At 72.1% G+C, this 26,111-nt stretch carries 24 protein-coding genes; 22 read left to right on the forward strand and 2 right to left on the reverse strand.

Features of this window, described 5'->3' with window-relative positions; all coding sequences use genetic code 11:
• The first annotated feature begins 27 nt into the window (after window positions 1-27).
• From ABZ865_RS31495 to ABZ865_RS31530, 8 genes are all read left to right on the forward strand, one after another.
• Window positions 28-1,134 carry a quinone-dependent dihydroorotate dehydrogenase gene (locus ABZ865_RS31495; protein ID WP_361237797.1) on the forward strand — a complete coding sequence of 369 codons (1,107 nt, stop codon included), beginning with the start codon at window positions 28-30 and terminating at the stop codon, window positions 1,132-1,134.
• Window positions 1,131-1,976: an orotidine-5'-phosphate decarboxylase gene (gene pyrF / locus ABZ865_RS31500; RefSeq protein WP_361237800.1), complete on the forward strand. Its 846-nt coding sequence runs from the start codon at window positions 1,131-1,133 to the stop codon at window positions 1,974-1,976. Before ABZ865_RS31495 ends, pyrF begins: the two co-directional genes overlap by 4 nt.
• Before the next feature lie 289 nt (window positions 1,977-2,265).
• Window positions 2,266-2,589 carry an integration host factor gene (locus ABZ865_RS31505; protein WP_003977346.1) on the forward strand — a complete coding sequence of 108 codons (324 nt, stop codon included), beginning with the start codon at window positions 2,266-2,268 and terminating at the stop codon, window positions 2,587-2,589.
• 60 nt (window positions 2,590-2,649) lie between these two features.
• A complete protein-coding gene (gene gmk, locus ABZ865_RS31510) occupies window positions 2,650-3,207 on the forward strand; it encodes a guanylate kinase (protein ID WP_361237803.1) in 558 nt (185 codons plus the stop codon).
• Window positions 3,208-3,258: 51 nt separating this feature from the next.
• A complete protein-coding gene (gene rpoZ / locus ABZ865_RS31515) occupies window positions 3,259-3,531 on the forward strand; it encodes a DNA-directed RNA polymerase subunit omega (protein ID WP_009187588.1) in 273 nt (90 codons plus the stop codon).
• Between the two features lie 121 nt (window positions 3,532-3,652).
• A complete protein-coding gene (gene coaBC, locus ABZ865_RS31520; protein WP_361237806.1) occupies window positions 3,653-4,858 on the forward strand; it encodes a bifunctional phosphopantothenoylcysteine decarboxylase/phosphopantothenate--cysteine ligase CoaBC in 1,206 nt (401 codons plus the stop codon).
• A gap of 260 nt (window positions 4,859-5,118) precedes the next feature.
• Entirely contained in the window at window positions 5,119-6,327 is a 1,209-nt protein-coding gene (metK, locus tag ABZ865_RS31525) for a methionine adenosyltransferase (RefSeq protein ID WP_361237809.1), read from the forward strand.
• A 423-nt stretch (window positions 6,328-6,750) separates the two neighbouring features.
• Window positions 6,751-8,898 carry a primosomal protein N' gene (locus ABZ865_RS31530; protein WP_361237812.1) on the forward strand — a complete coding sequence of 716 codons (2,148 nt, stop codon included), beginning with the start codon at window positions 6,751-6,753 and terminating at the stop codon, window positions 8,896-8,898.
• Between the two features lie 97 nt (window positions 8,899-8,995).
• Here the strand turns inward: ABZ865_RS31530 and ABZ865_RS31535 are convergent, their stop codons facing one another.
• On the reverse strand, window positions 8,996-9,538 hold the full coding sequence (locus tag ABZ865_RS31535; RefSeq protein WP_361237815.1) for a hypothetical protein: 543 nt from the start codon (window positions 9,536-9,538) through the stop codon (window positions 8,996-8,998).
• Between the two features lie 516 nt (window positions 9,539-10,054).
• Here ABZ865_RS31535 and fmt point away from each other — a divergent pair.
• The 9 genes from fmt (at window position 10,055) to ABZ865_RS31580 (ending at window position 19,321) form a co-directional block, all read left to right on the forward strand.
• Window positions 10,055-10,987 carry a methionyl-tRNA formyltransferase gene (fmt, locus tag ABZ865_RS31540; RefSeq protein WP_361237818.1) on the forward strand — a complete coding sequence of 311 codons (933 nt, stop codon included), beginning with the start codon at window positions 10,055-10,057 and terminating at the stop codon, window positions 10,985-10,987.
• A gap of 118 nt (window positions 10,988-11,105) precedes the next feature.
• Complete coding sequence (locus ABZ865_RS31545; protein WP_361237820.1) at window positions 11,106-12,533, forward strand: transcription antitermination factor NusB; 1,428 nt, start codon at window positions 11,106-11,108, stop codon at window positions 12,531-12,533.
• A 161-nt stretch (window positions 12,534-12,694) separates the two neighbouring features.
• Entirely contained in the window at window positions 12,695-13,381 is a 687-nt protein-coding gene (gene rpe / locus ABZ865_RS31550) for a ribulose-phosphate 3-epimerase (protein ID WP_361237823.1), read from the forward strand.
• A gap of 90 nt (window positions 13,382-13,471) precedes the next feature.
• Window positions 13,472-14,515 (forward strand): sugar-binding domain-containing protein, encoded by a 1,044-nt coding sequence (locus ABZ865_RS31555; RefSeq protein ID WP_361237826.1) that lies wholly within the window; start codon window positions 13,472-13,474, stop codon window positions 14,513-14,515.
• A gap of 144 nt (window positions 14,516-14,659) precedes the next feature.
• Window positions 14,660-15,088 (forward strand): ribonuclease, encoded by a 429-nt coding sequence (locus ABZ865_RS31560; RefSeq protein WP_361237829.1) that lies wholly within the window; start codon window positions 14,660-14,662, stop codon window positions 15,086-15,088.
• Entirely contained in the window at window positions 15,085-15,414 is a 330-nt protein-coding gene (locus ABZ865_RS31565; protein ID WP_361237832.1) for a barstar family protein, read from the forward strand. The genes ABZ865_RS31560 and ABZ865_RS31565 overlap by 4 nt, the downstream gene beginning before the upstream one ends.
• A gap of 133 nt (window positions 15,415-15,547) precedes the next feature.
• Window positions 15,548-16,990, forward strand: a complete 1,443-nt coding sequence (locus ABZ865_RS31570) for a GuaB1 family IMP dehydrogenase-related protein (RefSeq protein WP_361237835.1) — start codon at window positions 15,548-15,550, stop codon at window positions 16,988-16,990.
• Window positions 16,991-17,356: 366 nt separating this feature from the next.
• Window positions 17,357-18,841 carry an amino acid permease gene (locus ABZ865_RS31575; protein WP_361237838.1) on the forward strand — a complete coding sequence of 495 codons (1,485 nt, stop codon included), beginning with the start codon at window positions 17,357-17,359 and terminating at the stop codon, window positions 18,839-18,841.
• Window positions 18,842-18,868: 27 nt separating this feature from the next.
• On the forward strand, window positions 18,869-19,321 hold the full coding sequence (locus ABZ865_RS31580; protein WP_046726552.1) for an Lrp/AsnC family transcriptional regulator: 453 nt from the start codon (window positions 18,869-18,871) through the stop codon (window positions 19,319-19,321).
• Window positions 19,322-19,354: 33 nt separating this feature from the next.
• On the opposite strand, the gene ABZ865_RS31585 is transcribed toward ABZ865_RS31580, so the two are convergent.
• Entirely contained in the window at window positions 19,355-20,095 is a 741-nt protein-coding gene (locus ABZ865_RS31585) for a GntR family transcriptional regulator (protein ID WP_361237842.1), read from the reverse strand.
• A 227-nt stretch (window positions 20,096-20,322) separates the two neighbouring features.
• Here ABZ865_RS31585 and ABZ865_RS31590 point away from each other — a divergent pair, with 227 nt between their 5' ends.
• From ABZ865_RS31590 to ABZ865_RS31610, 5 genes are all read left to right on the forward strand, one after another.
• On the forward strand, window positions 20,323-21,483 hold the full coding sequence (locus tag ABZ865_RS31590; protein WP_361237845.1) for an extracellular solute-binding protein: 1,161 nt from the start codon (window positions 20,323-20,325) through the stop codon (window positions 21,481-21,483).
• Window positions 21,480-22,379, forward strand: a complete 900-nt coding sequence (locus tag ABZ865_RS31595; protein WP_361237848.1) for an ABC transporter permease subunit — start codon at window positions 21,480-21,482, stop codon at window positions 22,377-22,379. Before ABZ865_RS31590 ends, ABZ865_RS31595 begins: the two co-directional genes overlap by 4 nt.
• Complete coding sequence (locus tag ABZ865_RS31600; RefSeq protein WP_361237851.1) at window positions 22,364-23,182, forward strand: ABC transporter permease subunit; 819 nt, start codon at window positions 22,364-22,366, stop codon at window positions 23,180-23,182. Before ABZ865_RS31595 ends, ABZ865_RS31600 begins: the two co-directional genes overlap by 16 nt.
• Before the next feature lie 3 nt (window positions 23,183-23,185).
• Window positions 23,186-24,280 (forward strand): ABC transporter ATP-binding protein, encoded by a 1,095-nt coding sequence (locus ABZ865_RS31605; protein ID WP_361237854.1) that lies wholly within the window; start codon window positions 23,186-23,188, stop codon window positions 24,278-24,280.
• Between the two features lie 322 nt (window positions 24,281-24,602).
• Entirely contained in the window at window positions 24,603-26,072 is a 1,470-nt protein-coding gene (locus tag ABZ865_RS31610) for an HAD-IA family hydrolase (RefSeq protein WP_361237857.1), read from the forward strand.
• The last annotated feature ends 39 nt before the right edge of the window (window positions 26,073-26,111 follow it).

The raw sequence follows: 26,111 nt of genomic DNA on the forward strand, positions 1-26,111 counted from the left end.
GCATGAGGACACCTGAGGACTTTCGAGATGTACAAGCTGTTCTTCCGTCTGGTTTTCAAACGGATGGACCCCGAGAAGGCCCACTACCTGGCCTTCCGCTGGATCCGCCTCGCCGTGCGCGTCCCCGTGCTGCGCACCTTCGTCGCGGCCGCGCTCGCGCCCTGCCACAAGGAACTGCGCACGGAGGCCCTGGGGCTGCGCATGCACGGGCCCTTCGGCCTCGCCGCCGGCTTCGACAAGAACGCGGTCGCGATCGACGGGATGTCGATGCTCGGCTTCGACCATGTCGAGATCGGCACGGTCACGGGTGAGGCCCAGCCCGGCAACCCCAAGCAGCGCCTCTTCCGGCTCGTCGCGGACCGGGCGCTGATCAACCGCATGGGCTTCAACAACGAGGGCTCGCTCACGGTCGCCGCCCGCCTGGCCTCGCGCGAGCCCGTCTTCAAGACCGTCGTCGGCGTCAACATCGGCAAGACCAAGGTCGTACCCGAACAGGAGGCCGTCGCCGACTACGTGAAGTCGGCCGAGCGCCTCGCGCCGTACGCCGACTACCTGGTCGTCAACGTCTCCTCGCCGAACACGCCCGGCCTGCGCAACCTGCAGGCCACCGAGGCGCTGCGGCCGCTGCTGAGCGCGGTGCGCGAGGCCGCCGACCGCACGGTCGCGAACCGCCGGGTGCCGCTCCTGGTGAAGATCGCCCCCGACCTCGCCGACGAGGACGTCGACGCCGTCGCCGACCTCGCCGTGGAGCTGGGCCTGGACGGCATCATCGCCACCAACACGACCATCGCGCGCGAGGGCCTCGGCCTGAAGTCCGCACCCGCGCTCGTGCAGCAGGCCGGCGGCCTGTCCGGCGCCCCGCTCAAGGAGCGCTCCCTGGAGGTGCTGCGCCGCCTGTACGCGCGCGTGGGCGACCGGATCACCCTGGTGGGCGTCGGCGGCATCGAGACCGCCGAGGACGCCTGGCAGCGCATCCTGGCCGGTGCCACGCTGGTCCAGGGGTACAGCGCCTTCATCTACGAGGGCCCCTTCTGGTGCCGCGCCATCCACAAGGGCCTTGCCGCGCGGCTGCGCACCAGCCCGTACGCCACCCTCGCCGACGCGGTCGGCGCCGACGTGAGGAAGCCCGCATGACCTCCTACGAGCCCTTCGGTGCCCGGCTGCGCCGCGCCATGGACGAGCGCGGCCCGCTGTGCGTCGGCATCGACCCGCACGCCTCCCTGCTCGCCGAGTGGGGTCTGAACGACGACGTGGCCGGTCTGGAGCGGTTCAGCCGCACGGTCGTCGAGGCGGTGGCCGACCGGGTCGCCGTCATGAAGCCGCAGGCCGCCTTCTTCGAGCGGTTCGGCTCCCGGGGCGTCGCCGTGCTGGAGCGGACGGTCCAGGAGGCGCGCGCGGCCGGCACCCTCGTCGTGATGGACGCCAAGCGCGGCGACATCGGCTCGACCATGGCCGGGTACGCCGAGGCCTTCCTGCACAAGGACGCCCCGCTGTTCTCCGACGCCCTCACCGTCTCGCCCTACCTCGGCTACGGCTCGCTCAGCCCCGCCGTCGCCCTGGCCAGGGAGACCGGCACCGGACTGTTCGTGCTGGCCCTGACCTCGAACCCGGAGGGCCCGGAGGTCCAGCACGCGGTCCGCGCGGACGGCCGCACCGTGGGCGCGACCATGCTGGCGCACCTGGCCGCCGAGAACGCGGGCGAGGAGCCGCTGGGCTCCTTCGGCGCGGTCGTCGGCGCCACGGTCGGCGACCTGTCGTCGTACGACCTCGAGATCAACGGCCCGCTCCTCGCGCCCGGCGTCGGGGCGCAGGGGGCGACCGCGGCCGACCTTCCCAAGGTGTTCGGGTCGGCGGTGCGCAACGTCGTGCCGAACGTCAGCCGGGGTGTTCTGCGTCACGGTCCCGACGTCGGGGCGCTGCGGACGGCCACCGAGCGCTTCGCGGAGGAGATCCGGGCCGCCGTCGGCGGCGCCTGAGGGCGCCTGGGCGCGTTCCGGCAGGCGGCGGCGGGGCGGCTTGAGTGTGAATACATCCTCAAATCGAGGTCAATATGTCTCAAATGTCTGGCCTGACGGAGGCTGACCAGGACTTTTCCGCTGTTCTCGCTGACTCTGGCGGACTTGCCCGCTAGTCTCCGAGCAGTGGGGTACCTCCCACGCAGTGGGAGGACGGGCGAAGCGTGTTGCTCGTGGCTCCCCAGGTGTGGGGCGACTAGGTTCCTCACCGGTCCGTATCCGACAGTTCGACATCCGAGGTGACGTAGGCGTGGCTCTTCCGCCCCTTACCCCTGAACAGCGCGCAGCCGCGCTCGAAAAGGCCGCCGCGGCTCGCCGGGAGCGGGCCGAGGTCAAGAATCGACTCAAGCACTCCGGCGCCTCCCTGCACGAGGTCATCAAGCAGGGCCAGGAGAACGACGTCATCGGCAAGATGAAGGTCTCCGCACTGCTCGAGTCGCTGCCCGGCGTGGGCAAGGTCCGCGCCAAGCAGATCATGGAGCGTCTGGGCATCTCCGAGAGCCGCCGCGTGCGCGGTCTCGGTTCCAACCAGATCGCGTCCCTGGAGCGTGAGTTCGGCAGCACCGGCTCCTGAGTCCGGGCTCCGCCGGACCGGGAGTCCCGGGCACCCCGGGATTGCTGGAATAATCGCTGCATGAGTGAACGTCCGCGGCTGACCGTGCTCTCCGGCCCCTCCGGGGTCGGCAAGAGCACGGTCGTCGCCCATATGCGCAAGGAACACCCCGAGGTCTGGCTCTCGGTGTCGGCGACCACCCGTAAGCCCCGCCCCGGCGAGAAGCACGGAGTCCACTACTTCTTCGTCACCGACGAGGAGATGGACAAGCTGATCGCCAACGGCGAGCTGCTGGAGTGGGCCGAATTCGCGGGCAACCGCTACGGCACGCCCCGCGCCGCCGTGCAGGAGCGGCTGGAGAACGGTGAGCCCGTGCTGCTGGAGATCGACCTCCAGGGTGCCCGGCAGGTCCGCGAGTCCATGACCGACTCCCAGCTGGTGTTCCTGGCTCCGCCCTCCTGGGAGGAGCTGGTGCGCAGGCTCACCGGCCGGGGGACCGAGCCGCCCGAGGTCATAGAGCGCCGCCTGGAGGCGGCCCGGACCGAGCTGGCGGCCGAGCCGGAGTTCGACGTGACCCTGGTCAACACCTCCGTCGAGGACGTGGCTCGCGAGCTGCTAGCCTTGATGGACGTTGTGTGATCGTGACTGATCACTGATACTGATCTTTTCCCATCCATCGGAAGGTAGAGCGTGTCCTCTTCCATCTCCGCGCCCGAGGGCATCATCAACCCGCCGATCGACGAGCTCCTCGAGGCCACCGACTCGAAGTACAGCCTCGTGATCTACGCGGCCAAGCGGGCCCGTCAGATCAACGCGTACTACTCGCAGCTCGGCGAGGGCCTCCTCGAGTACGTCGGTCCGCTCGTCGACACCCACGTGCACGAGAAGCCGCTGTCCATCGCCCTGCGCGAGATCAACGCGGGTCTGCTGACCTCCGAGGCCATCGAGGGCCCGGTTCAGTAGTACCTTCGGATTGCGGTTGACTTATCCACAGGCCCGGCAGTCACACTGCCGGGCCTGTGGTGTCTGATGGTCTCGTACGTTTGGTCGCGTACGGTGCCGAGCCAGGGAGAGATGGCGAGAGATGGCGGACAAGCCGAGGGTCGTTCTGGGGGTCAGCGGCGGCATCGCCGCGTACAAGGCCTGTGAGCTGCTGAGAAGGCTCACGGAGTCGGGCCACGACGTGCGCGTGGTGCCCACCGCCTCCGCGCTGCACTTCGTCGGCGCCGCCACCTGGTCCGCCCTGTCGGGCAACCCGGTCTCCACCGAGGTCTGGGACGACGTCCACGAGGTCCCGCACGTCCGCATCGGCCAGCACGCCGACCTCGTCGTCGTGGCCCCCGCCACCGCCGACACGCTCGCCAAGGCCGCCCACGGCCTCGCCGACGACCTGCTGACCAACACCCTCCTCACCGCCCGCTGTCCCGTCGTCTTCGCCCCCGCGATGCACACCGAGATGTGGGAGCACCCCGCCACCCAGGAGAACGTGGCCACGCTGCGCCGCCGCGGCGCCGTCGTCGTCGAGCCCGCCGTCGGCCGCCTCACCGGTGTCGACACCGGCAAGGGCCGGCTGCCCGAGCCGGCGGAGATCTTCGAGGTCTGCCGCCGGGTGCTGGCCCGCGGCGTCACCGAACCCGACCTGAAGGGCCGCCACGTCGTCGTCTCCGCCGGCGGCACCCGCGAGCCGCTCGACCCCGTCCGCTTCCTCGGCAACCGCTCCTCCGGCAAGCAGGGCTACGCCCTCGCCCGCACGGCCGCCGCCCGCGGCGCCCGGGTCACCCTGATCGCCGCCAACACCGGCCTGCCCGACCCGGCCGGCGTCGACGTCGTCCAGGTCGGCACCGCCGTTCAGCTGCGCGAGGCGGTCCTCAAGGCCGCGGCGGACGCCGACGCCGTGGTCATGGCCGCCGCCGTGGCCGACTTCCGCCCGGCCGCCTACGCCGCCGGGAAGATCAAGAAGAAGGACGGCCAGGACCCCGACCCGATCGTCCTGGTACGGAATCCGGACATCCTCGCGGAGATCTCCGCCGACCGCGCCCGGCCCGGCCAGATCGTCGTCGGCTTCGCCGCCGAGACCGACGACGTCCTCGCCAACGGCCGCGTCAAGCTCGCCCGCAAGGGCTGCGACCTGCTCGTGGTGAACGAGGTGGGGGAGCGCAAGACCTTCGGCTCGGAGGAGAACGAGGCCCTGGTCCTGGGCGCCGACGGCAGCGAGACCCCCGTACCCCACGGACCGAAGGAGGCCCTGGCCGACACCGTCTGGGACCTCGTGGCGGCCCGCCTGAGCTGACCCCGCTGCGCCGTCCGGGCGGGGTGGATTCGGCCATCCGGCGTCTTTTCCGGGCGCCGCAAGGGAGCGCACGGGGCCTGGCCAAGTGCGCCGGGCATTGTGCAGAATGCGCGTGCCGCAGGTCACAGCGCTCCCGAGAGGCGAGACGGGTGGGCCTGCGGCGGAGTGCGACCCGTAAACTGTTCTCGGACGACGCCGGCGCAGCCCCGTGCTCGTCCGCAAATGATCAGCCAGCAGCCGCTGCAACCCCAGGGAGCGTTGTGTCCCGTCGCCTGTTCACCTCGGAGTCCGTGACCGAGGGTCACCCCGACAAGATCGCTGACCAGATCAGCGACACCATTCTCGACGCGCTTCTGCGCGAGGACCCGTCCTCCCGCGTCGCCGTCGAGACGCTGATCACCACCGGCCTGGTGCATGTGGCCGGCGAGGTCACGACCAAGACCTACGCGGACATCGCGACCCTGGTCCGCAACAAGATCCTCGAGATCGGCTACGACTCCTCGAAGAAGGGCTTCGACGGCGCCTCCTGCGGCGTCTCGGTGTCGATCGGCGCGCAGTCCCCGGACATCGCGCAGGGCGTCGACACGGCCTACGAGTCCCGGGTCGAGGGCGACGAGGACGAGCTGGACCGGCAGGGCGCCGGCGACCAGGGCCTGATGTTCGGCTACGCCTCCGACGAGACGCCGACCCTGATGCCGCTGCCGATCTTCCTGGCGCACCGCCTGTCGAAGCGGCTGTCCGAGGTCCGCAAGAACGGCACCATTCCCTACCTGCGCCCCGACGGCAAGACGCAGGTCACCATCGAGTACGACGGCGACAAGGCCGTCCGCCTCGACACCGTCGTCGTCTCGTCGCAGCACGCCTCCGACATCGACCTCGACTCCCTGCTCGCCCCCGACATCCGCGAGTTCGTCGTCGAGCCCGAGCTGAAGGCGCTCCTGGACGACGGCATCAAGCTGGACACCGAGGGCTACCGCCTGCTGGTCAACCCGACCGGCCGCTTCGAGATCGGCGGCCCGATGGGCGACGCCGGCCTCACCGGCCGCAAGATCATCATCGACACCTACGGCGGCTTCGCCCGCCACGGCGGCGGCGCCTTCTCCGGCAAGGACCCGTCCAAGGTCGACCGCTCCGCCGCCTACGCCATGCGCTGGGTCGCCAAGAACGTCGTCGCCGCGGGCCTCGCCTCCCGCTGCGAGGTACAGGTCGCCTACGCCATCGGCAAGGCCGAGCCGGTCGGTCTCTTCGTCGAGACCTTCGGCACGGCCAAGGTCGACGCCGAGAAGATCGAGAAGGCGATCGACGCGGTCTTCGACCTCCGCCCGGCCGCCATCATCCGCGACCTCGACCTGCTCCGCCCGATCTACGCCCAGACGGCCGCCTACGGCCACTTCGGCCGCGAGCTCCCCGACTTCACCTGGGAGCGCACCGACCGCGTGGACGCCCTCCGCAAGGCCGTGGGCCTCTAAGCCCACAGAGCTTCACCGCCGAGGCCCGGTCTCCCCTTCGGGAGGCCGGGCCTCTGCGTCTTTCCAGGGCGGAGCGCGAAATGGCTCGCCGCGAGGGCCGTCCGCCCGTAGGGTGATGATCTCCCGGTGCGCGGGCTGTGGTTACTTCGGTGGAGTGCGCCTTGTGCGTGCGGTGAATCTGGAATGTGCTGACCACGGCCGAATTGATCTCGGGAGACCGGTGCCCGTCCGGTGTGATGGTCGCGGATACTTCTGGGTTGATCCCTCGCAGGTTCAAATCCTGCTGCCGGTCCCGGTCAGGGACCGGTGTGGCCGAGCGGCCGAAGGCGGAGGCGCCGTCAGGCGTGGGCCGTGGCCGGGGTGAGCTCGGGCGGGCGTCGGTGGGCGGCACGGTTGTCAGTACTGTTTGGTAAGAATGCAAGCGTGAGCAGCGAGAACGGGCCGAGGGACGGCGGGGCCGAAGGGGCGCCGCCGGAGCAGCTCGCGCTCATCAGGGAGAGCGTGCGGGGGGCCAAGGTGCCCCGGGCCAAGCCGCGGACCTGGCGCGGCGCCGCGCTCGCCAAGGAGCTGCCGGTCGCGCGGGTGCTCGTCGACAAGGGCGTGCTGCATCTCGACCGGTACTTCGACTACGCGGTGCCCGAGGAACTGGACGCCGAGGCGCAGCCCGGGGTCAGGGTGCGGGTGCGGTTCGGGGCCGGGCGGCACCGGGTGCGCGAAGGGCGCCGCGAGGGCGGCGGGCTCATCGACGGCTTCCTCATCGAGCGGCGGGCCGAGTCCGAGTACGCGGGGCCGCTGGCCGCACTCGCCCAGGTCGTGTCGCCCGAGCCCGTGCTGAGTGCGGAGCTGCTGGGCCTGGCGCGGGCCGTTGCCGACCGGTACGCGGGGAGCCTCGCGGATGTGCTGCAGCTCGCCGTGCCGCCGCGCAGCGTCCGGGCCGAGCGGCGGCCGTCGCCCGCGCCCCTGCCGCCACCGCCCGCGCCCGACGCCGGGTCGTGGGCGCGCTACGAGCACGGGGCCGCCTTCCTGGAGTCGCTGGCCTCCGGGGGAGCGCCCAGGGCCGTGTGGAACGCGTTGCCGGGGCCGCAGTGGAGCGAGGAGCTGGCCCGGGCCGTCGCCGCGACGCTCGCCTCGGGGCGCGGCGCCCTCGTCGTCGTACCGGACGGGCGGGCCGCCGCCAGGGTCGACGCCGCGCTGACCGCGCTGCTCGGTGAGGGCCGGCACGCGCTGCTCACCGCCGACGCCGGGCCCGAGAAGCGGTACGGGCAGTGGCTCGCGGTCAGCAGGGGGTCCGTGCGTGCCGTCGTCGGAACGCGCGCGGCCATGTTCGCGCCGGTGCGGGATCTGGGGCTCGTGGCCATCTGGGACGACGGGGACGACAGCCACAGTGAACTGCACGCCCCGCAGCCCCATGCGCGCGATGTGCTGCTGTTGCGCGCCGCCCTGGACAAGTGCGGGTTTCTGCTGGGGAGTTGGAGCTGCACGGTGGAAGCCGCGCAGCTCGTGGAGAGCGGCTGGGCGCGGCCCCTGGTCGCCGGGCGCGAGCAGGTGCGGCGGACCACGCCCCTGGTGCGGACGGTCGGCGACGACGACCTCGCACGCGACGAGGCCGCCCGCGCCGCCCGGCTGCCCACCCTCGCCTGGCAGGTGGTCCGGGAGGGGCTGCGGCACGGGCCGGTGCTGGTCCAGGTGCCCCGGCGCGGATACGTGCCGCGCCTGGCCTGCGCACAGTGCCGGGCGCCCGCGCGGTGCCGGCACTGTTCCGGACCGCTCCAGGCGCAGGACGCGGGCGCGTTGCGGTGCGACTGGTGCGGGCGCGAGGAGGGCGCCTGGCACTGCCCGGAGTGCGGCGGCTTCCGGCTCCGGGCCCAGGTCGTCGGGGCACGCCGGACGGCCGAGGAGCTGGGGCGCGCCTTCCCCGCCGTACCGGTGCGCACCTCGGGGCGTGAGCACGTGCTGGACACCGTGCCGGGCGCGCCCGCGCTGGTCGTGAGCACGCCGGGGGCCGAGCCGGTGGCCGAGGGCGGTTACGCGGCCGCCCTGCTGCTGGACGGCTGGGCCATGCTCGGACGGCCGGACCTGCGGGCCGGTGAGGACGCGCTGCGCCGGTGGATCGCGGCGGCCGCGCTGGTACGGCCGCAGGGCGACGGGGGGACCGTGGCCGTCGTGGCCGAGCCGACGCTGCGGCCCGTGCAGGCGCTCGTACGGTGGGACCCCATCGGGTTCGCGGTGCGGGAGCTGGCCGAGCGGGCCGAGCTGGGATTCCCGCCGGTGTCCCGGATGGCGGCCGTGTCGGGGACGACGGAGGCCGTCGCCGAGTTCCTGAGGGCCGTCGAACTACCGTCGGATGCCGAGGTATTGGGGCCGGTGCCGGTGCCGCCCACCCTGCCCGGACGGCCACGCAGGCCCGGTGCGCCCCCGCCTGGCGAGGACTGGGAGCGGGCGCTGGTCCGGGTGCCCCCCGGGAGCGGCGCCGCCCTGGCCACCGCCCTCAAGACGGCCCAGGCCGCGCGGATGGCACGGGGGAGTGGAGAGACGGTGCGGGTGCGCATCGATCCGCCGGATATCGGCTGATGGTCGTGGTCGGTGGTTGGTTCTTGGGGAGCGCGGGGCGCGGGTCCCCGTACGAATGCCCTCCCGGTGGCTCCCGGGAGGGCAAGGTGAGGGCGGGTCAGCCGTTGCGCGGGCTGGGGAAGGCCGTGGGCCGCGCGTCGTCGCGGAGTGCGGGGCTGCCGGCGGTCGGCTGCGTCGGCATGGAGCGGGCCGCGGGGACGGTCGGCACCGGCGGCAGGCCGGTGTTCACGTTGATCGTGCGGGCACCCGTCGGCTCCGTCGACTGCTCGGTCTCGGCCGCCGCCTGGGCCGCGGCGCGGCGGGCGCCGTAACGGCGGTGCACGGCCTGCTTGGTGACCCCGAGAGCCGAGCCCACCGCGTCCCACGAGAAGCCGAGCGAGCGGTCGAAGTCCACGGCGGCGGTGACCAGGGTCTCGACACTGTCCCGGAGTTCCTGGGCGAGGCGGACCGTCGGGGCGGGGGCGCGTCCGTAGACGACGAAGCCCGTGGAGGGGCCGGAGCGGCGCGGGCGGTAGACGTTGCCCAACTGGGCGGTGAGCGTGCGCAGTGCGTCCACCTGGCGGCGGACCCGCTCGATGTCCCGCACCAGCAAGTGCAGGCTGGCCCGGGCCTGGGCGTCGTGGGTGGCGTGGTCGGCCATGAACAAGCCTCTCGAACCGGCGTTGAAAGGAATTGGGCCGCGAAAAGGGCCCGATGTGGTCAACTCTTTCTTGACCAACGCGTGTGCGGTCCGCTGGTCACGGGGTGGGGGCGTACGGGCATATGCGTACGCCGTTGGCCCGCCCGCGCGCCGCCCGTTCCGGTTGGCTGGGAGGCGGGGCGACCTGTGGGGTGTTCTCGCCGCTGGCGGCTTTCCGTCGGGGGGTCTCCCGCCCGCGCGCCACCCGTTTGCGGTTGGCTGGGAGGTTGGGCGACTTGTGGGGTGTTCTCGGCGTTGGCGGCTTTCCGCGGGGTGTTCTCCCATCCGCGCACCGCCCGTTGCGGTTGGCTGGGGGGGTGGGCGGCTTGTGGGGGGTCTCGCCGTTGGCGGCTTTGTGTTCGGGTTGGGTGGCGGTGGGGGGGGTGGGGCTTTGTGGTCGTTCCCTCGTCGTCACACGCGTCGTCATAGACTGGTGCGCTGCCCGTCCGATCACGCCCGAGAGGCCCCAGCCCACCCATGAAGCTTGTCTTCGCCGGTACCCCCGAGGTCGCCGTTCCCGCTCTGGACGCCCTGATCGCCTCCGGGCGCCACGAGGTGGCCGCCGTCGTCACGCGGCCCGACGCGCCGGCCGGGCGGGGGCGCAGGCTGGTCGCGTCGCCCGTGGCCGAGCGGGCGGAGGAGGCCGGGATCGAGGTGCTGAAGCCGGTCCGGCCGCGGGACCCCGAGTTCCTGGAGCGGCTGCGCGAGATCGGCCCGGACTGCTGCCCCGTCGTCGCCTACGGCGCCCTGCTGCCCAGGGTGGCGCTGGACATCCCCACGCACGGCTGGGTCAACCTGCACTTCTCGCTGCTGCCCGCCTGGCGCGGCGCCGCGCCCGTGCAGCACTCCATCATGGCCGGGGACGAGATCACCGGTGCCTCCACCTTCCTCATCGAGGAGGGGCTCGACTCCGGGCCCGTCTACGGCACCGTCACCGAGGCGATCCGGCCCACCGACACCAGTGGTGACCTGCTCACCCGGCTCGCCTTCGCCGGTGCCGGGCTGCTCTCCGCCACCATGGACGGCATCGAGGACGGCACCCTGAAGGCCGTACCGCAGCAGGCCGACGGCGTCACCCTCGCGCCGAAGATCACCGTCGAGGACGCCCAGGTGGACTGGGCCGCGCCGGCGCTCCGGGTCGACCGGGTCGTGCGCGGCTGCACGCCGGCGCCCGGCGCCTGGACCACGTTCCGGGGCGAGCGGCTCAAGCTCATCCAGGTCACGCCCGTCCCCGAGCGCACCGACCTCGCCCCGGGGCAGCTTGCGGTCGGCAAGAACAACGTGCACGTGGGCACCGGGTCGTACGCCGTCGAGCTGCTCTGGGTGCAGGCGCAGGGCAAGAAGCCGATGCGGGCCGCCGACTGGGCGCGCGGGGTGCGCATCGCCGAGGGCGAGACGCTCGGCGGCTGAGGCCCCGCGCGGGCAGAGGCGGCCTGAGGCCCCGCAACGGCGGCGGTGAGGGTGCGTCGGCGCAGCCGACGTAGGCTGGGAGGCGCACCCCTCTCTTCACATCCGGAGCACCTTTTTCGTGAGCGAGCAGTCCCGGCGGCCGCGCCGGCCCGCCAAGCCCTACCGCCGTCCCCAGAAGGACCCCGTCCGCATCCTCGCCTTCGACGCGCTGCGTGCCGTGGACGAGCGGGACGCGTACGCCAACCTCGTGCTGCCGCCGCTGCTGCGCAAGGCGCGGGAGAAGGAGGGTCCCGAGAAGTTCGACGCGCGGGACGCGGCCCTCGCCACCGAGCTGGTGTACGGGACGCTGCGCCGGCAGGGCACGTACGACGCCGTGATCGCGGAGTGTGTGGACCGGCCGCTTCGTGAGGTCGACCCGCCGGTGCTCGACGTGCTGAGCCTGGGCGTGCACCAGCTGCTCGGGACCCGGATCCCGACGCACGCCGCCGTGTCCGCCACCGTCGAGCTGGCACGCGTCGTGCTCGGTGACGGACGGGCCAAGTTCGTCAACGCCGTGCTGCGCAAGGTGGCGCAGGACGACCTCGACGGGTGGCTGGAGAAGGTCGCGCCGCCCTACGAGGACGACCCCGAGGACTACCTCGCCGTCGTGCACTCGCACCCCCGCTGGGTCGTCTCCGCGCTGTGGGACTCCCTCGGCGGCGGGCGGGCCGGCATCGAGGACCTGCTCGCGGCCGACAACGAGCGGCCCGAGGTCACGCTGGTCGCGCGGCCGGGCCGGGCCACCACCGAGGAACTGCTGCGCGAGGACGCCGCCGTGGCGGGGCGCTGGTCGCCGTACGCCGTGCGGCTCACCGAGGGCGGCGAGCCGGGTGCCGTCGAGGCGGTGCGCGAGGGGCGGGCCGGCGTGCAGGACGAGGGCAGCCAGCTGGTCGCCCTCGCGCTCGCGAACGCGCCGCTCGACGGTTCCGACGAGAAGTGGCTCGACGGCTGCGCCGGTCCCGGCGGCAAGGCCGCGCTGCTGGGCGCCCTCGCCGCCGAGCGCGGGGCCGCGCTGCTCGCCTCCGAGAAGCAGCCGCACCGGGCCGGGCTGGTGGCCAAGGCCCTGGTCGGCAACCGGGGGCCGTACCAGGTCATCGCCGCCGACGGGACCCGGCCGCCGTGGCGGCCCGGCACCTTCGACCGTGTGCTGATGGATGTGCCGTGCACCGGACTCGGCGCACTGCGCCGACGCCCCGAGGCCCGCTGGCGGCGGCGGCCGGAGGACCTGGAGAACTTCGCGCCGCTCCAGCGCGCTCTGCTGCGTACCGCCATCGACTCCGTGCGCGTCGGCGGCGTCGTCGGCTACGCCACCTGTTCCCCGCATCTCGCCGAGACCCGCGCGGTCGTCGCCGACGTGCTCAAGCAGCGCCCCGACACCGAGCTCATCGACGCCCGCCCCCTGCTTCCCAGCGTCCCCGACCTCGGCGAGGGCCCGGACGTACAGCTCTGGCCGCATCTGCACGGCACGGACGCGATGTACCTTGCCCTGATCCGCAGAACGGGCTGAAACGCCGCTGAGGACAGCAAACCCAGGGGCGCGGGGCTGTATCGATATGCGGCTCCGCCGCGTGGGCGCGAGCAACCCCCACCGGCCCGCAGCAAACGCTCCACCGCAACCATTCCGGGCCTGACTCGGCCAAGCCCCGCAGGGCATGGCAGGCTTGGGTCATGGCCGTGCAGATCAACCCCAGCATCCTGTCCGCCGACTTCGCGCGCCTCGCGGAGGAGGCCAAGGCGGTTCAAGGCGCCGACTGGCTCCACGTCGACGTCATGGACAACCACTTCGTCCCGAACCTCACGCTCGGCGTGCCGGTCGTGGAGTCCCTGGCCCGTGCCACGGACACCCCGCTCGACTGCCACCTGATGATCGAGGACCCCGACCGCTGGGCGCCGCAGTACGTCGAGGCCGGTGCCTCGTCCGTCACCTTCCATGTGGAGGCGGCGGCCGCTCCCGTGCGACTCGCCCGGGAGATCCGCGCCAAGGGCGCCCGCGCCTCCATGGCGCTGAAGCCCGCGACGCCGATCGAGGCGTACGAGGACCTGCTGCCGGAACTCGACATGCTGCTGATCATGACGGTCGAGCCGGGCTTCGGCGGCCAGGCGTTCCTGGACATCATGCTGCCGAAGATCCGCCGCACCCGTGAGCTGATCGACAAGCACGGTCTCCAGATGTGGCTGCAGGTCGACGGGGGTGTGTCGGCGTCCACGATCGAGCGGTGCGCGGACGCGGGAGCGGACGTCTTCGTCGCCGGCTCGGCGGTGTACGGCGCCGAGGACCCGGCGGAGGCGGTGCGGGCACTGCGCGCCCAGGCCGAGGCGGCGACCGCCAAGGCGTCCTGGGCATGCGACCACTGAGCCACGGCTATGTGAACGGTTGAGGGTACGGCCCCTGTCAGGGCAGATCAGTTGCGCCGAATCTGCAAGGATGAACGGCGAATCCAGAGTGTGAACAGCAGTGAGGAGATCGCCGTGTCGGGTATGTCGGCGGGCCGGTCAGCCATGCGGATGGGACCCGCTGAGCTGGTGCAGGCGGCGGCCATGGCCCGCCGCTTCTACCTCGAGGGCAAGTCCAAGATCCAGATCGCGGAGGAGTTCGGCGTCAGCCGCTTCAAGGTGGCCCGGGTCCTGGAGACGGCCCTCGAACGGGATCTCGTACGGATCGAGATCCGCGTGCCGGCCGAGCTGGACGCCGAGCGCTCCGACGCGCTCCGCGCCCGGTACGGCCTGAGGCACGCCGTCGTGGTCGAGTCCCCGGCCGAGGCCGAGGAGACCCCCGACCCCGAGAACCTCGGCGAGGTCGCCGCCGACCTGCTCGGCGAACTCGTCAACGAGGGGGACGTGCTCGGTCTGGCCTGGGGCCGCTCCACCATCCACATGGCGGCGGCGCTCGACCGGCTGCCGCCGTGCACGGTGGTGCAGCTGACGGGCGTGTACGACGCCGGGACCGCCGAGCGCGGTTCGGTGGAGGCGGTCCGCCGCGCCGCACAGGTGTCGGGCGGCGACGCCCACCCCATCTACGCGCCGATGCTGCTGCCGGACGCGGCCACAGCGGCGGCGCTGCGCAACCAGACGGGGATCGCCCGGGCCTTCGAGTACTTCGACAAGGTCACGGTCGCCTGTGTCTCCATCGGCTCCTGGGAGCCGGGCATCTCGACCGTGCACGACATGCTCAGCGACGAGGAGCGGGCGCACTACGCCTCGCTCGGTGTCGCCGCCGAGATGTCCGCGCACCTCTTCGACGCCGAGGGACGTCGGATCGGCCGGGACCTGGGGGAGCGGTGCATCACGGTCAAGGCCGACCAGCTGCGCCGTATCCCGGAGGTCGTGGCCATCGCGGGCGGCCAGCGCAAGGCGCCGGCGATCGACGCGGTGCTGCGCTCCGGGCTGGTCACCAGCCTGGTGACCGACACCTCGGCCGCCGACTACCTGATGACGGCGGGGCCGACCCCGAAGCCGGCGCTCAGCCGCGCCGACCCCGACGGTCACTAGGCGCTCCGCTGGTGATGCCGCGATGGGGTCGTGTGTTGTCTGCGGCGCCGTTGTGGCTGGGCGCGCAGTTCCCCGCGCCCCTTCAGGGCGCAGTGGCGGGTCGCGGTGACGCCGTGACGGGACGGGCGTGGCAGCATCGGCGGCATGCTGCTGCGGCTCGTCCCCTTGTCCGTCCCGCGCGTGCTCGCGGGGCTGCTCGTCTGCCTCTCCGTCCTGCTGACGGGGACGGGGTGCTCGTCCGGCACGAGCACCCCGACGGCTTCGGCCACCGCCGCCACCCCGGGCTGGGCCAGGGGCATGGCGACGATCCAGGCGTCCCGGCTTCCGGCGGAGGCCCGGCAGACCCTGGCGCTCATCGACAAGGGCGGGCCCTTCCCGTACGCCCGGGACGGGTCCGTCTTCGGGAACTTCGAAGGCCGGCTGCCGAAGCACCCGCGCGGCTACTACCACGAGTACACGGTGCAGACCCCGGGATCCCGCGACCGCGGGGCACGGCGGATCATCACCGGACAGGGCGGGGAGATCTACTACACCGATGATCACTACGACTCGTTCCGGGCGGTGCTGAGATGAGCGAAGACCTGGCGGGCCGGCTCACGGTCACCGTCGACCTCGACGGGATCACCGGCAAGGCGGGCCTGATGGACCGGGTGGCGAGCGCCCTCGCGCTGCCCGACTGGTTCGGCCGCAACTGGGACGCGCTGGCCGACTCGCTGTCCGACCACACCGTGTGGCCCGAGGGAGCCGTCGAACAGGGGCTCCTGGTCGTCGTACGGGGCTGGCGGCCGTTCGCCGAGCGGAACCCGGACGAGTGGCGGACCGCGCAGGACGTGTTCGCCGAGGCGGCGGACCGCACCCCCGCCCTCGCCGTGGTCCTGGCCCTTGGAGGAACCTCCTAGGCCCCCTCCGACCAGCCTGGATGTTCTGTGGGGGCATGGCCGCGGCCCCGTCATGGGAGAATGAAGTACGTGCTCTTTTCCCCCTGGCGCACCCGTCGGGGGGTCACCTCTGATCGACTGGGATGTGCAGCACGTGCGTTTTCTCAATGACATCCAGCCCGCGTACGACCTGACGTACGACGACGTGTTCATGGTGCCGAGCCGCTCCGCGGTGGGCTCGCGTCAGGGCGTGGACCTCGCCTCGCCGGACGGCACGGGCACCACGATCCCGCTGGTCGTCGCCAACATGACCGCGATCGCCGGTCGCCGCATGGCCGAGACGGTCGCCCGGCGCGGCGGCCTGGTGGTCATCCCGCAGGACATCCCGATCGACGTGGTCACCGACGTGGTCTCCTGGGTGAAGAGCCGCCACCTGGTGCTGGACACCCCGATCGTGCTGGCCCCGCACCAGACCGTCGCCGACGCCCTGGCCCTGCTGCCCAAGCGCGCGCACAACGCCGGTGTGGTCGTCGACGAGGAGCACCGGCCCATCGGCGTCGTCACCGACGCGGACCTGACCGGGGTCGACCGCTTCACCCAGCTCGAAGTGGTCATGTCCAAGGACCTGCTGCTGGTCGACGCGGACATCGACCCGCGCGAGGCCTTCCACACCCTCGACACGCACAACCGCCGCTACGCCCCGGCCGTCGACAAGGACGGCAAGCTCGCCGGCATCCTGACCCGCAAGGGCGCCCTGCGCGCCACGCTGTACACCCCGGCCGTCGACGCGCAGGGCAGGCTGCGCATCGCCGCGGCCGTCGGCATCAACGGCGATGTGGCGGGCAAGGCCAAGCAGCTGCTCGACGCGGGCGTGGACACGCTCGTCATCGACACCGCGCACGGCCACCAGGAGTCGATGATCGGCGCGATCAAGGTCGTGCGCGCGCTCGACCCGCAGGTGCCGATCGTCGCGGGCAACATCGTCTCCGCCGAGGGCGTCAAGGACCTGATCGACGCCGGTGCGGACATCATCAAGGTCGGTGTGGGCCCGGGCGCCATGTGCACCACCCGCATGATGACCGGCGTGGGCCGCCCGCAGTTCTCCGCAGTCCTGGAGTGCGCCGCCGAGGCGAAGAAGTACGGCAAGCACGTGTGGGCCGACGGCGGTGTCCGGCACCCGCGCGACGTGGCCATGGCCCTCGCGGCCGGTGCGTCCAACGTGATGATCGGCTCCTGGTTCTCGGGCACCTACGAGTCCCCGGGTGACCTCCAGCAGGACGCGGACGGCCGCCTCTACAAGGAGTCCTTCGGCATGGCCTCCGCACGTGCCGTGGCCAACCGCACGTCGGAGGAGTCGGCGTACGACCGTGCCCGCAAGGCGCTGTTCGAGGAGGGCATCTCCACCTCCCGCATGTTCCTCGACCCGGGCCGCCCGGGCGTCGAGGACCTGATCGACTCGATCATCGCGGGCGTCCGCTCCTCCTGCACCTACGCCGGCGCCTCCTCCCTGGAGGAGTTCGCCGAGAAGGCCATCGTCGGCATCCAGAGCGCGGCCGGCTACGCCGAGGGCAAGCCGCTGCACGCCAGCTGGAACTGACCCGAGCCGACCGAGAACGGCCCCACGGCCCCTGTCCTCCCGACGACGGGAGGGCGGGGGCCGTCGGCGTTTCCGGATCCTCGACGGAAGGGTTCCGGGCCCCTCCGGAAGACGGTGGAACAAGGGTCCGTGAGGCGCCCGTGCAACGGTCGACAGCCTGTGCGCAACGAATGCACACAGCGTGCCGAGGAACGCAACGATCTTGCGGCTATGCGCAAGGTTGCTGCATTACGCCCGTTAAGCCACTCCTCGTAGGGTGCTGCGCTGTACGTAGCGTGGCGGGGACTCCGCTCGGCGACCGTTCCTGCCCTGGCAGGCGCTCGCCCGTCCCCGCTCGCCCGACCGGCAGCGATAAGGAGCCCCCGAGTGCTCGACCAAGGCGCACCCCCGCAGAACGAGAGAAGCGCCCCCGCGTCCCCGGGCGTCGCCATGCGCCTCATGCGTCGCAAGCCCGTGGAACGCCTGGTCGCGGAGGGCGGCCAGGGCGAGGGAGGGGCGCTGAAGCGGTCCCTCGGGCTGTGGCAGCTCACCATGATCAGCATTGGCGCGACCCTCGGCACCGGCATCTTCGTGGTCCTCGGTGACGCCGTCCCGGAGGCCGGTCCCGCGGTCACCCTGGCCTTCGTGATCGCCGGCCTCACGGCTCTGTTCTCGGCCCTGTCGTACGCCGAGCTGGCGGGCAGCATCCCGGTCGCCGGCTCCTCCTACTCGTACGCATACGCAACGATGGGCGAGCTGGTCGCGTGGGTCTGCGGCTGGTGCCTCGTGCTGGAGTACGGCGTGTCGGTGGCCGCCGTGGCCGTCGGGTGGGGCGAGTACCTGAACCAGCTGCTCGACGGGACCATCGGCGTCACCATCCCGGACGCCCTGTCCTCGGCCCCGGGCGAGGGCGGCATCATCAACCTGCCCGCCCTGATCGTCGTCCTCCTGGCGATGGTGTTCCTGCTCGGCGGCGCGCGTGAGTCCGCCCGCGCCAACACGATCATGGTCTGCGTGAAGATCGCCGCGCTCGTGCTGTTCTGCGCGATCGGATTCATGGGCTTCAAGTCCGGCAACTACGCCGACTTCATGCCGCTCGGCATGACCGGGGTCAGCGCCGCCGGTGCCACGCTGTTCTTCTCGTACATCGGCTTCGACGCCGCCTCCACCGCCGGTGAGGAGGCGAAGGACCCGAAGCGGGACCTGCCGCGGGCGATCATGCTGTCGCTGATCATCGTGACCGCGCTGTACGTGCTCGTCGCGGGTGTCGCCGTCGGCGCCTGGAACTGGAAGAAGTTCGACGGCTCCGAGGCCACCCTCGCCGCGATCATGAACGACGTCAGCGGCCAGACCTTCTGGGGCACCCTGCTCGCGCTGGGCGCGGTCATCTCCATCGCGAGCGTGGTGCTCACCGTGCTCTACGGCCAGACCCGCATCCTCTTCGCCATGTCCCGCGACGGCCTGGTGCCGAAGGCGCTCGGCAAGGTCCACCCGAAGACCGGCGCTCCCCGTCTCAACACGGTGCTCGTGTCCCTCTTCTGCGGTGTGCTCGCCGCCCTCATCCCGCTGGGCAAGCTCGTCGACGCCACCAGCATCGGCACGCTGTTCGCCTTCGCCCTGGTCAACATCGCGGTCGTCATCCTGCGGTACCGGCGACCGGAGCTGGAGCGCACGTTCCGGGTGCCGTTCGGGCCGGTCCTGCCGGTGCTGGGCTTCCTGTTCTGCGCGTACAACATGTTCAGCCTCGACACCGTCACCTGGGTCGTCTTCGGGTGCTGGATGGCCGTCGGGCTCGTGTTCTACTTCCTGTACGGATATCGCCGTTCCCGTCTCGCGGCCCCTGAGGGCGTCGCGGTGGCGGCAGAGAAGTGACCGACCCGAAGAAGTGAACCACCCCCTGTGCTGAACGATCTCGACGAACGCATCGTGCACGCCCTCGCCGAGGACGCCCGCCGCTCCTACGCGGACATCGGGCAGCTCGTCGGCCTGTCCGCGCCCGCCGTCAAGCGGCGCGTGGACAGGCTGCGCGCCACCGGAGCCATCACCGGATTCACCGTCCGGGTGGATCCGGCCGCCCTCGGCTGGGAGACGGAGGGGTTCGTCGAGATCTACTGCCGGCGGAACACCTCGCCGGAGACCATCCAGCGGGGCCTCGAGCGGTACCAGGAGGTCGTGGCCGCCTCGACCGTCACCGGCGAGGCGGACGCGGTCGTCCAGGTCTTCGCGTCCGACATGCGTCACTTCGAGCGCGTGCTGGAGCGGATCGCCGGCGAACCGTTCGTCGAGCGCACCAAGTCGGTGCTGGTGCTTTCGCCGTTGCTCCGGAGGTTCTCCTCGGGGGCCCCGGGGTAGGGGCGGATTCCAGCCCGGGGGGACCCCTGAGCTCTATTCCGGCGTCGTGCGCGCGAGCGCGTTGTTGTCGATCGAGTTGTGCACGCTGAAGCTCACCGCGTCCGGCCGGTACCGGTCGTCCGACCACTCCACCGGCCGCCCCTCGCGGGTCGTGGTCACCCGCCGCACCCGCAGCAGCGGACTCGTACGGCGCACCCCCAGCAACTCGGCGTCCTGCGCGCCGCAGGCGACCGCGTCGATGATGTGCTCGCCGTATGCGAAGACGAGGCCCGTGTCGTCGTAGAGGCGCTGGGTGACCGAGGGGCAGTCGGGTTCGATGGCCGCCACGGCCGGTGAGATCCAGTCGGCGTAGACGGTCCGCTCCAGCAGTACCGGCTCGCCGTCCAGGCCGCGTACCCGCAGCACGTGCAACACCCGTGTCCCGGCGGCCAGTTGGAGGCGCACGGCGTCCTCCTGGGTGGCCGGGCGGTACTCCTGAGCCACCACGTGGCCCGTGGCCTCGCGGCCCATGGCCCGGGCCCACTGGGCGAAGCTGCGCAGCTCCGCGAAGCTCTGACTGCGGCGGCTGGCGAGCACGACGCGGCGGGCCCCCTGCCGGGAGCCGATGAGGCCCTCGGCCGTCAGGGCGGCCACGGCCTGGCGGACCGTGCCGCGCGAGACGCCGTAGTGCGTCGCGAGTTCCGACTCCGAGGGCAGCCGGCTGCCGACCGTGTACTCCTCGCGGTCGATCGCGCGCCGCAGCTCGTCGGCGATCTCCTCGTGTCGCGCGGTCATGCTTCCCCTCTGCTCAGCTTGCTGTGCACAGCGTGACCAGCCTAATCGAGACCTGAGCGTGATCTGTAACGGTCTGGATTGTGCAGACAACAAGGGCACAAAGTTTCGTCGCGGTTTACAGACAGGACACCTGCGCCGGGCGTACTGTGACGCAACTTGTTCAGACAAGTTCTCCGCAGTTCCTCAAACGCACCGCCTTCACCCTCGTGCGCACCCCTGGAGAGACCGTGACCGTGTCCCTGCCGAGAAACGCCGTCCTCGGCGGCTCCCTCGCCGTCGTCGCCGCGCTCGCCCTGAGCGCCTGCGGCGCCGCTCCCGACAACGCGTCGACCGCCACCAAGGACGGCAAGAACGCCGCCACCGCCACCTCCGCCGCCGACTTCGGCGGACTGGACGCCCTGGTCAAGGCGGCCAAGAAGGAGGGCACGCTGCACGCCATCGCGCTGCCCCGCGACTGGGCCAACTACGGCGCCCTCATCGACGGCTTCCAGAAGAAGTACGGCATCAAGATCGACGTCGAGAGCCCCGACGGCACCAGCCAGGACGAGATCAACGCCGTGACCTCGCGCAAGGGCCAGGACCGCGCCCCGGACGTCCTCGACCTCGGCTCCTCCTTCGCGCTCAGCGCCGCCCAGCAGGGCCTGCTCGCGCCCTACAAGGTGGCCTCCTACGACGACATCCCCGAGGGCCAGAAGGACCCGCAGGCCCGCTGGTACAACGACTACGGCGGCTACATCTCCATCGGCTGCGACGCCAAGCGCGTCAAGAACTGCCCGACCACCTTCAAGGACCTGCTCAAGCCCGAGTACAAGGGCCAGGTCGCCCTCAACGGCAACCCGACCAAGTCCGGCTCCGCCTTCGGCGGCGTCTACGCGGCCGCGCTCGCGAACGGCGGCTCCTTCGACGACATCCAGCCCGGCCTCGACTTCTTCGCCAAGCTGAAGAAGAACGGCAACTACACGCCGGTCGAGTCCACCCCGGCCACCGTCGAGAAGGGCGAGACCCCGATCTCGATCGACTGGGACTACCTGAACGCCGGTTACGCCGACGAGTTCACGTCCAAGGGCGTCGACTGGAAGGTCGCGATCCCGAGCGACGGCCAGTACGCCCAGTACTACTCCCAGGCCGTCAACAAGGACGCCCCGCACCCGGCGGCCGCCCGCCTGTGGCAGGAGTACCTGTACAGCGCCGAGGGCCAGAACCTGTGGCTCAAGGGCTACGCCCGCCCGGCCCTGATGCCCGCCCTGGAGAAGGCCGGCACCCTCGACAAGACGGCCGCCGCCAAGCTGCCGAAGGTCACGGGCACGCCCACCTTCCCGACCGAGGCCCAGCAGAGCAAGGCCAAGACGGTCCTCGGGCAGGGCTGGGGCAAGGCCGTCTCCGGATGACCGCCGCGCTCACGCGAGCGGACGTGGCGCCCGTCGCTTCGGCGAAGCGGCGGCGCCGCGCCCCCGGCTGGCTCGCCGTCGTCCCGCTGCTGGTGTTCACCGCCATCGCCTTCGGCCTGCCCGCCCTCGCCATCCTGAACGGCGCCTTCACGGTCAAGGACCAGACCACCGGCGCCACCTCCTACACCGCCGAGAACCTCTCGACCTCGCTGCAGGGCCCGTACCTCACCGCGCTCATCGGCAGCGTCAAGCTGTCGGCGATCTCCGCCGCGCTCGGCGCCCTGCTCGGGCTGCCGCTCGCCCAGGCCGTGGTCAGCTCCCGCTCCCGCGCTCTGCGCGAAGCCGTGCTGACCGCCTCCGGCGTGCTCGCCAACTTCGGCGGCGTCCCGCTGGCCTTCGCCTTCGTCGCCACCCTCGGCAACGCCGGCGTCCTGACCGTGCACCTGGGCCTCACGGACCATGGCTGGGACCTCTACAGCTTCTGGGGCCTGGTCCTCGTCTACCTGTACTTCCTGATCCCGTTGATGGTCCTCACCATCACCCCGGCCCTGGACGGCCTGCGCGTCCAGTGGCGGGAGGCCGCGCTCAACAACGGCGCCACCGGTGTGCAGTACTGGCGGCACGTGGCCCTGCCCGTCCTCGCGCCCTCCCTGCTCGGCGGCCTTGTGCTGCTGTTCGGCAGCGCCTTCGCCGCCTACGCCACCGCCGCCGCGATGGTGGGCAGCGCGGTCCCGCTGGTCACCCTGCAGATCGCCGACGCGCTGTCCGGCAACGTCCTGGTCGGCCAGGAGAACGTCGCCCTCGCCCTCAGCCTCGACATGGTGCTGGTGGCGGGTCTGGTGATGGCCGTGTACCTGCCCCTGCAACGACGGAGCGCCCGATGGCTCGACGCCTGACCCCCTGGCGCTGGGCCGTCCTCGGCCTGGCCGCGCTGTACTTCCTGGTCCCGCTCGCCGCGTCCGTGGTCTTCACGGTCGACGTCCCCGGCCAGGGCGTCACCTTCGACGCGTACACCCAGATCCTGTCCGCCGACGGCTTCACGTCCAGCCTGCTGCTCTCGCTGGAGCTGGCCGTGGCCACCATCGCCGTCGTCCTGCTGCTGATGGTGCCCGCCGTGGTCGCGCTGCGGCTCGGCGCGCCCCGGCTGCGGCCCGTGGTGGAGGTGGTCTGCTCGCTGCCGCTGGTGGTGCCGCCGATCGCGTTCGTCGCCGGCATCGTCACCGTGCTCAAGTGGGGCCCGGAGCATCTCTCCCGGACGCCGCTGTTCCAGACCTTCGTGGTGATCCAGGACGAGAACTTCCCCGTCGTGCTGGTCCTCGCCTACGTCGTCATGGCGCTGCCGTTCGTCTACCGCGCCCTGGACGCGGGCCTCGGCGCCATCGACGTACGCACCCTGGTCGAGGCCGCCCGCAGCTGCGGTGCCTCCTGGCCGCAGGCACTGGTCCGGGCGGTGCTGCCCAACCTCCGCGGGGCCCTGCTGAACGCCTCCTTCCTCACGCTGGCCCTGGTCCTCGGCGAGTTCACCGTCTCCCACCTGCTCGGCTACCAGCCCTTCGCGGTGTGGATCTACAACGTCGGCGGCTCGCAGGCCCAGATGTCCGTCGCCGTGTCCGTGCTCAGCCTGCTCGTCACCTGGGCCCTGCTCCTCGCGCTCGCCGGTGCCGGCGGACGCACCCGAACCGCTTCCTCCCGGGGATAGACCATGACCGTCACCACGCTTGAGAAGGCCACCGCCGAAAAGGCGGCCGCCACCGTCGAATTCCGGGGGCTGCGCAGGGAGTTCGGGGCCACCGTCGCCCTCGACGGACTCGACCTGACCGTCCGTCCCGGCGAGTTCCTGGCCCTCCTCGGCCCCTCCGGCTGCGGCAAGACCACCGCGCTGCGCATGCTCGCCGGGTTCGAACACCCCGACTCCGGCGCGGTACTGGTGGACGGCGAGGACGTCACCCACGTCCCGGCCCACCGCCGCGACGCCGGGATGGTCTTCCAGTCGTACAGCCTCTTCCCGCACCTGAACGCCGTCGACAACGTCGCCTTCGGACTGCGCATGCGCAAGGTCCGTACGGCCGAGCGGCGCGCCCGTGCCGCCGAGTTGCTGGACCTGGTCGGCCTCGGCGACAAGGGCGAGCGGTACCCGCACCAGCTCTCCGGCGGCCAGCAGCAGCGCATCGCGCTCGCCCGCGCCCTCGCCCTGCGCCCCCGCGTCCTCCTCCTCGACGAGCCGCTGTCCGCGCTCGACGCCAAGGTCCGCCTGACTCTGCGCGAGGAGATCCGTCGGCTCCAGCAGGAACTCGGCATCACCACCCTCTTCGTCACCCACGACCAGGAGGAGGCCCTCTCGGTCGCCGACCGTGTCGCCGTCATGCGCGCCGGCCGGCTCGAACAGTGCGCCGAACCCGCCGAGCTGTACGGCCGCCCCGCCACCGCCTTCGTCGCCGAGTTCGTCGGCACGATGAGCCGGATCCCGGGCACGATGAAGGACGGCACGGTCGAGGTGCTGGGGCAGCGGCTGCCCGCCGACGGCGAGGTGCCGGACGGGGACGTGGACGTGCTGGTGCGGCCCGAGGCCGTCCAGGTGCGCGCCGACGAGCAGGGCACCGGGCGGGTCGCCGCCACCGCCTTCCTCGGCGCCGTCGTCCGGATCACCGTACGGCTCGCCGACGGCACCGAGGCCAAGGCCGACCTGCCCGCGCACGAGGCCGCCGGCCTCGGCGCCGGAGCCGCCGTCAGCGTGTCGCTGCCCGAGCGCCCGGTGCTGGTGGCCGAACGCATCCAGAAGTCACCTTCTCGGCCGTGAACAGCCGAGTCTGCCCGGCGGTTCACACCTCGTCGCGCTCCTCGGCTGCCGCTGGCTGCGGCATCAAGGTCGCATCCGCCCTGACGGGCGCGGGACCGGTGACAAGGCCCCACGCCGGGAGGACCCCGGCGACGCCAGCCGCTCGACGCCAACCACAACCGTGTCCCCGGGCAAGCCGGTTCGTGCCTTCAAGGGCTCGCAGACTGGCAACGCCAGGCTCGCGGAGGCCGGGGCGTCTCGCTCCGCTGTCGGCAGCATGCGATGCGTCCCGAGTCCGGATGCCCGGACTTCTCGCAAGAACCAGGTGAAGGAAGACAATCACGTGACCCCCCACACCCCCGCACTCCCGCTCCAGGCCGTCCTGTTCGACATGGACGGCACGCTCGTCGACACCGAGCACCTGTGGTGGGAGGCGGTCGAGCAGGTCGCCGGGCGAACGCTGACCGAGGCCGACCAGCCGGAGGTGCTCGGCCGGCCCGTCGAGCACACCGCCGGCTGGCTCGCGGCCACCACCGGCCGGGCCGCCGCAGGCCTCGCGGCCGAGCTGCACCGGGAGTTCGCCGCCCGGGTCCGCACCGGGATCACGCCCCGCCCCGGCGCGCTCGGCCTGCTGGACGCGCTGGCCGCCGCCGGCGTCCCCACCGCGCTGGTCACCGCCTCCCCGCGCGCGGTCGCCGACGTCGTCCTCGACGCCCTCGGCGCCCACCGGTTCGCGGTCTCCGTCACCGCCGACGACACCGCCCGCACCAAGCCGGAGCCCGACCCGTACCTCGCCGCCTGCCGCGCGCTCGGTGTCGACCCGGCCGGCTGCGTGGCCGTCGAGGACACCGAGACCGGCGTGGCCTCCGCCGAGGCCGCCGGGTGCGTCGTCCTCGCCGTGCCCTCGCTCGCGCCGATCGGAGCGGCGCCCGGGAGGACCGTGCGCGACAGCCTCGTCGGGGTGACGACCGACGATCTGCGGGCGATGGTCGCGCCCGAACTCCGGGTCATGAGCTGGAACCTGTGGCTGGGCGGCAGCGAGGTCGACGACCACCGGGCCAAGCAGGTCAAGGCCGTCCTGGAGAGCGGCGCCGACGTCGTCGGGCTCCAGGAGACCGCGGGAACGGCCGCCCAGGAACTCGCCGCGGCGCTCGGCTGGCACCACCACCGGGCCGGGGAGAACCTCGGTGTCATCAGCCGCCACCCGATCACCGCCCGCTTCGGCGACCCCGGCGTCGGCTTCTACGGCGCCGCCGGCGTCCGGATCGAGGCGGCGCCCGGCCGCGAGGTCGACGTGTGGACCGCCCACCTGCACTACACGCCGTACGGGCCCTACGAGTCCGCCTTCGACGGGCTCGGCGCGCCCGAGCTGATCGCCCACGAGGACGTACGGCTCACGCAGATGCGCGACACCCTGGACCGGATCGCCGAGTCGTCCCGTGACGGTGTCCCGGTGGTCCTCGTCGGCGACTTCAACTGCCCCTCCCACCTGGACTGGCCGGACGTGGAGTGGCCGGTGACCCGGGCGGCCGAGGGGGCCGGCTTCGCCGACTCCTACCGCGAGGCGCACCCCGACCCGGTCGCCGAGCCGGGGCACACCTGGTCGCCGATCCACCCGGTCCACGAGGACGGCAGCGGGCGGCCCGAGCCGCAGGACCGCATCGACTACGTGCTGCACCGGGGTGGCCTGACCGTCCGGGACGCGCGGACGCTCGTCATCGGCAGCCCCTGCCCCTGGCCCGACGTCGCGGGCAACGACTGGCCCTCCGACCACGCCGCCGTCGTCACCCGCTTCGCACTGCCCCAGAAGTGACGCCGGAGGTGACCCTCGAAGCGACCCCGGAAGTGACCC

It is taken from the genome of Streptomyces sp. NPDC047085 (genome assembly GCF_040643735.1).
In the GTDB taxonomy this organism is placed as follows: Bacteria; Actinomycetota; Actinomycetes; order Streptomycetales; family Streptomycetaceae; genus Streptomyces.

Excerpts from the sequence above, each read along its gene's own strand:
- ABZ865_RS31495 (WP_361237797.1), top strand. The coding sequence starts at position 28 with ATGTACAAGCTGTTCTTCCGTCTGGTTTTCAAACGGATGGACCCCGAG.
- pyrF (WP_361237800.1), top strand. The coding sequence starts at position 1,131 with ATGACCTCCTACGAGCCCTTCGGTGCCCGGCTGCGCCGCGCCATGGAC.
- gmk (WP_361237803.1), top strand. The coding sequence starts at position 2,650 with ATGAGTGAACGTCCGCGGCTGACCGTGCTCTCCGGCCCCTCCGGGGTC.
- coaBC (WP_361237806.1), top strand. The coding sequence starts at position 3,653 with ATGGCGGACAAGCCGAGGGTCGTTCTGGGGGTCAGCGGCGGCATCGCC.
- ABZ865_RS31535 (WP_361237815.1), bottom strand. The coding sequence starts at position 9,538 with ATGGCCGACCACGCCACCCACGACGCCCAGGCCCGGGCCAGCCTGCAC.
- fmt (WP_361237818.1), top strand. The coding sequence starts at position 10,055 with ATGAAGCTTGTCTTCGCCGGTACCCCCGAGGTCGCCGTTCCCGCTCTG.
- rpe (WP_361237823.1), top strand. The coding sequence starts at position 12,695 with ATGGCCGTGCAGATCAACCCCAGCATCCTGTCCGCCGACTTCGCGCGC.
- ABZ865_RS31560 (WP_361237829.1), top strand. The coding sequence starts at position 14,660 with ATGCTGCTGCGGCTCGTCCCCTTGTCCGTCCCGCGCGTGCTCGCGGGG.
- ABZ865_RS31565 (WP_361237832.1), top strand. The coding sequence starts at position 15,085 with ATGAGCGAAGACCTGGCGGGCCGGCTCACGGTCACCGTCGACCTCGAC.
- ABZ865_RS31585 (WP_361237842.1), bottom strand. The coding sequence starts at position 20,095 with ATGACCGCGCGACACGAGGAGATCGCCGACGAGCTGCGGCGCGCGATC.
- ABZ865_RS31595 (WP_361237848.1), top strand. The coding sequence starts at position 21,480 with ATGACCGCCGCGCTCACGCGAGCGGACGTGGCGCCCGTCGCTTCGGCG.
- ABZ865_RS31600 (WP_361237851.1), top strand. The coding sequence starts at position 22,364 with ATGGCTCGACGCCTGACCCCCTGGCGCTGGGCCGTCCTCGGCCTGGCC.
- ABZ865_RS31605 (WP_361237854.1), top strand. The coding sequence starts at position 23,186 with ATGACCGTCACCACGCTTGAGAAGGCCACCGCCGAAAAGGCGGCCGCC.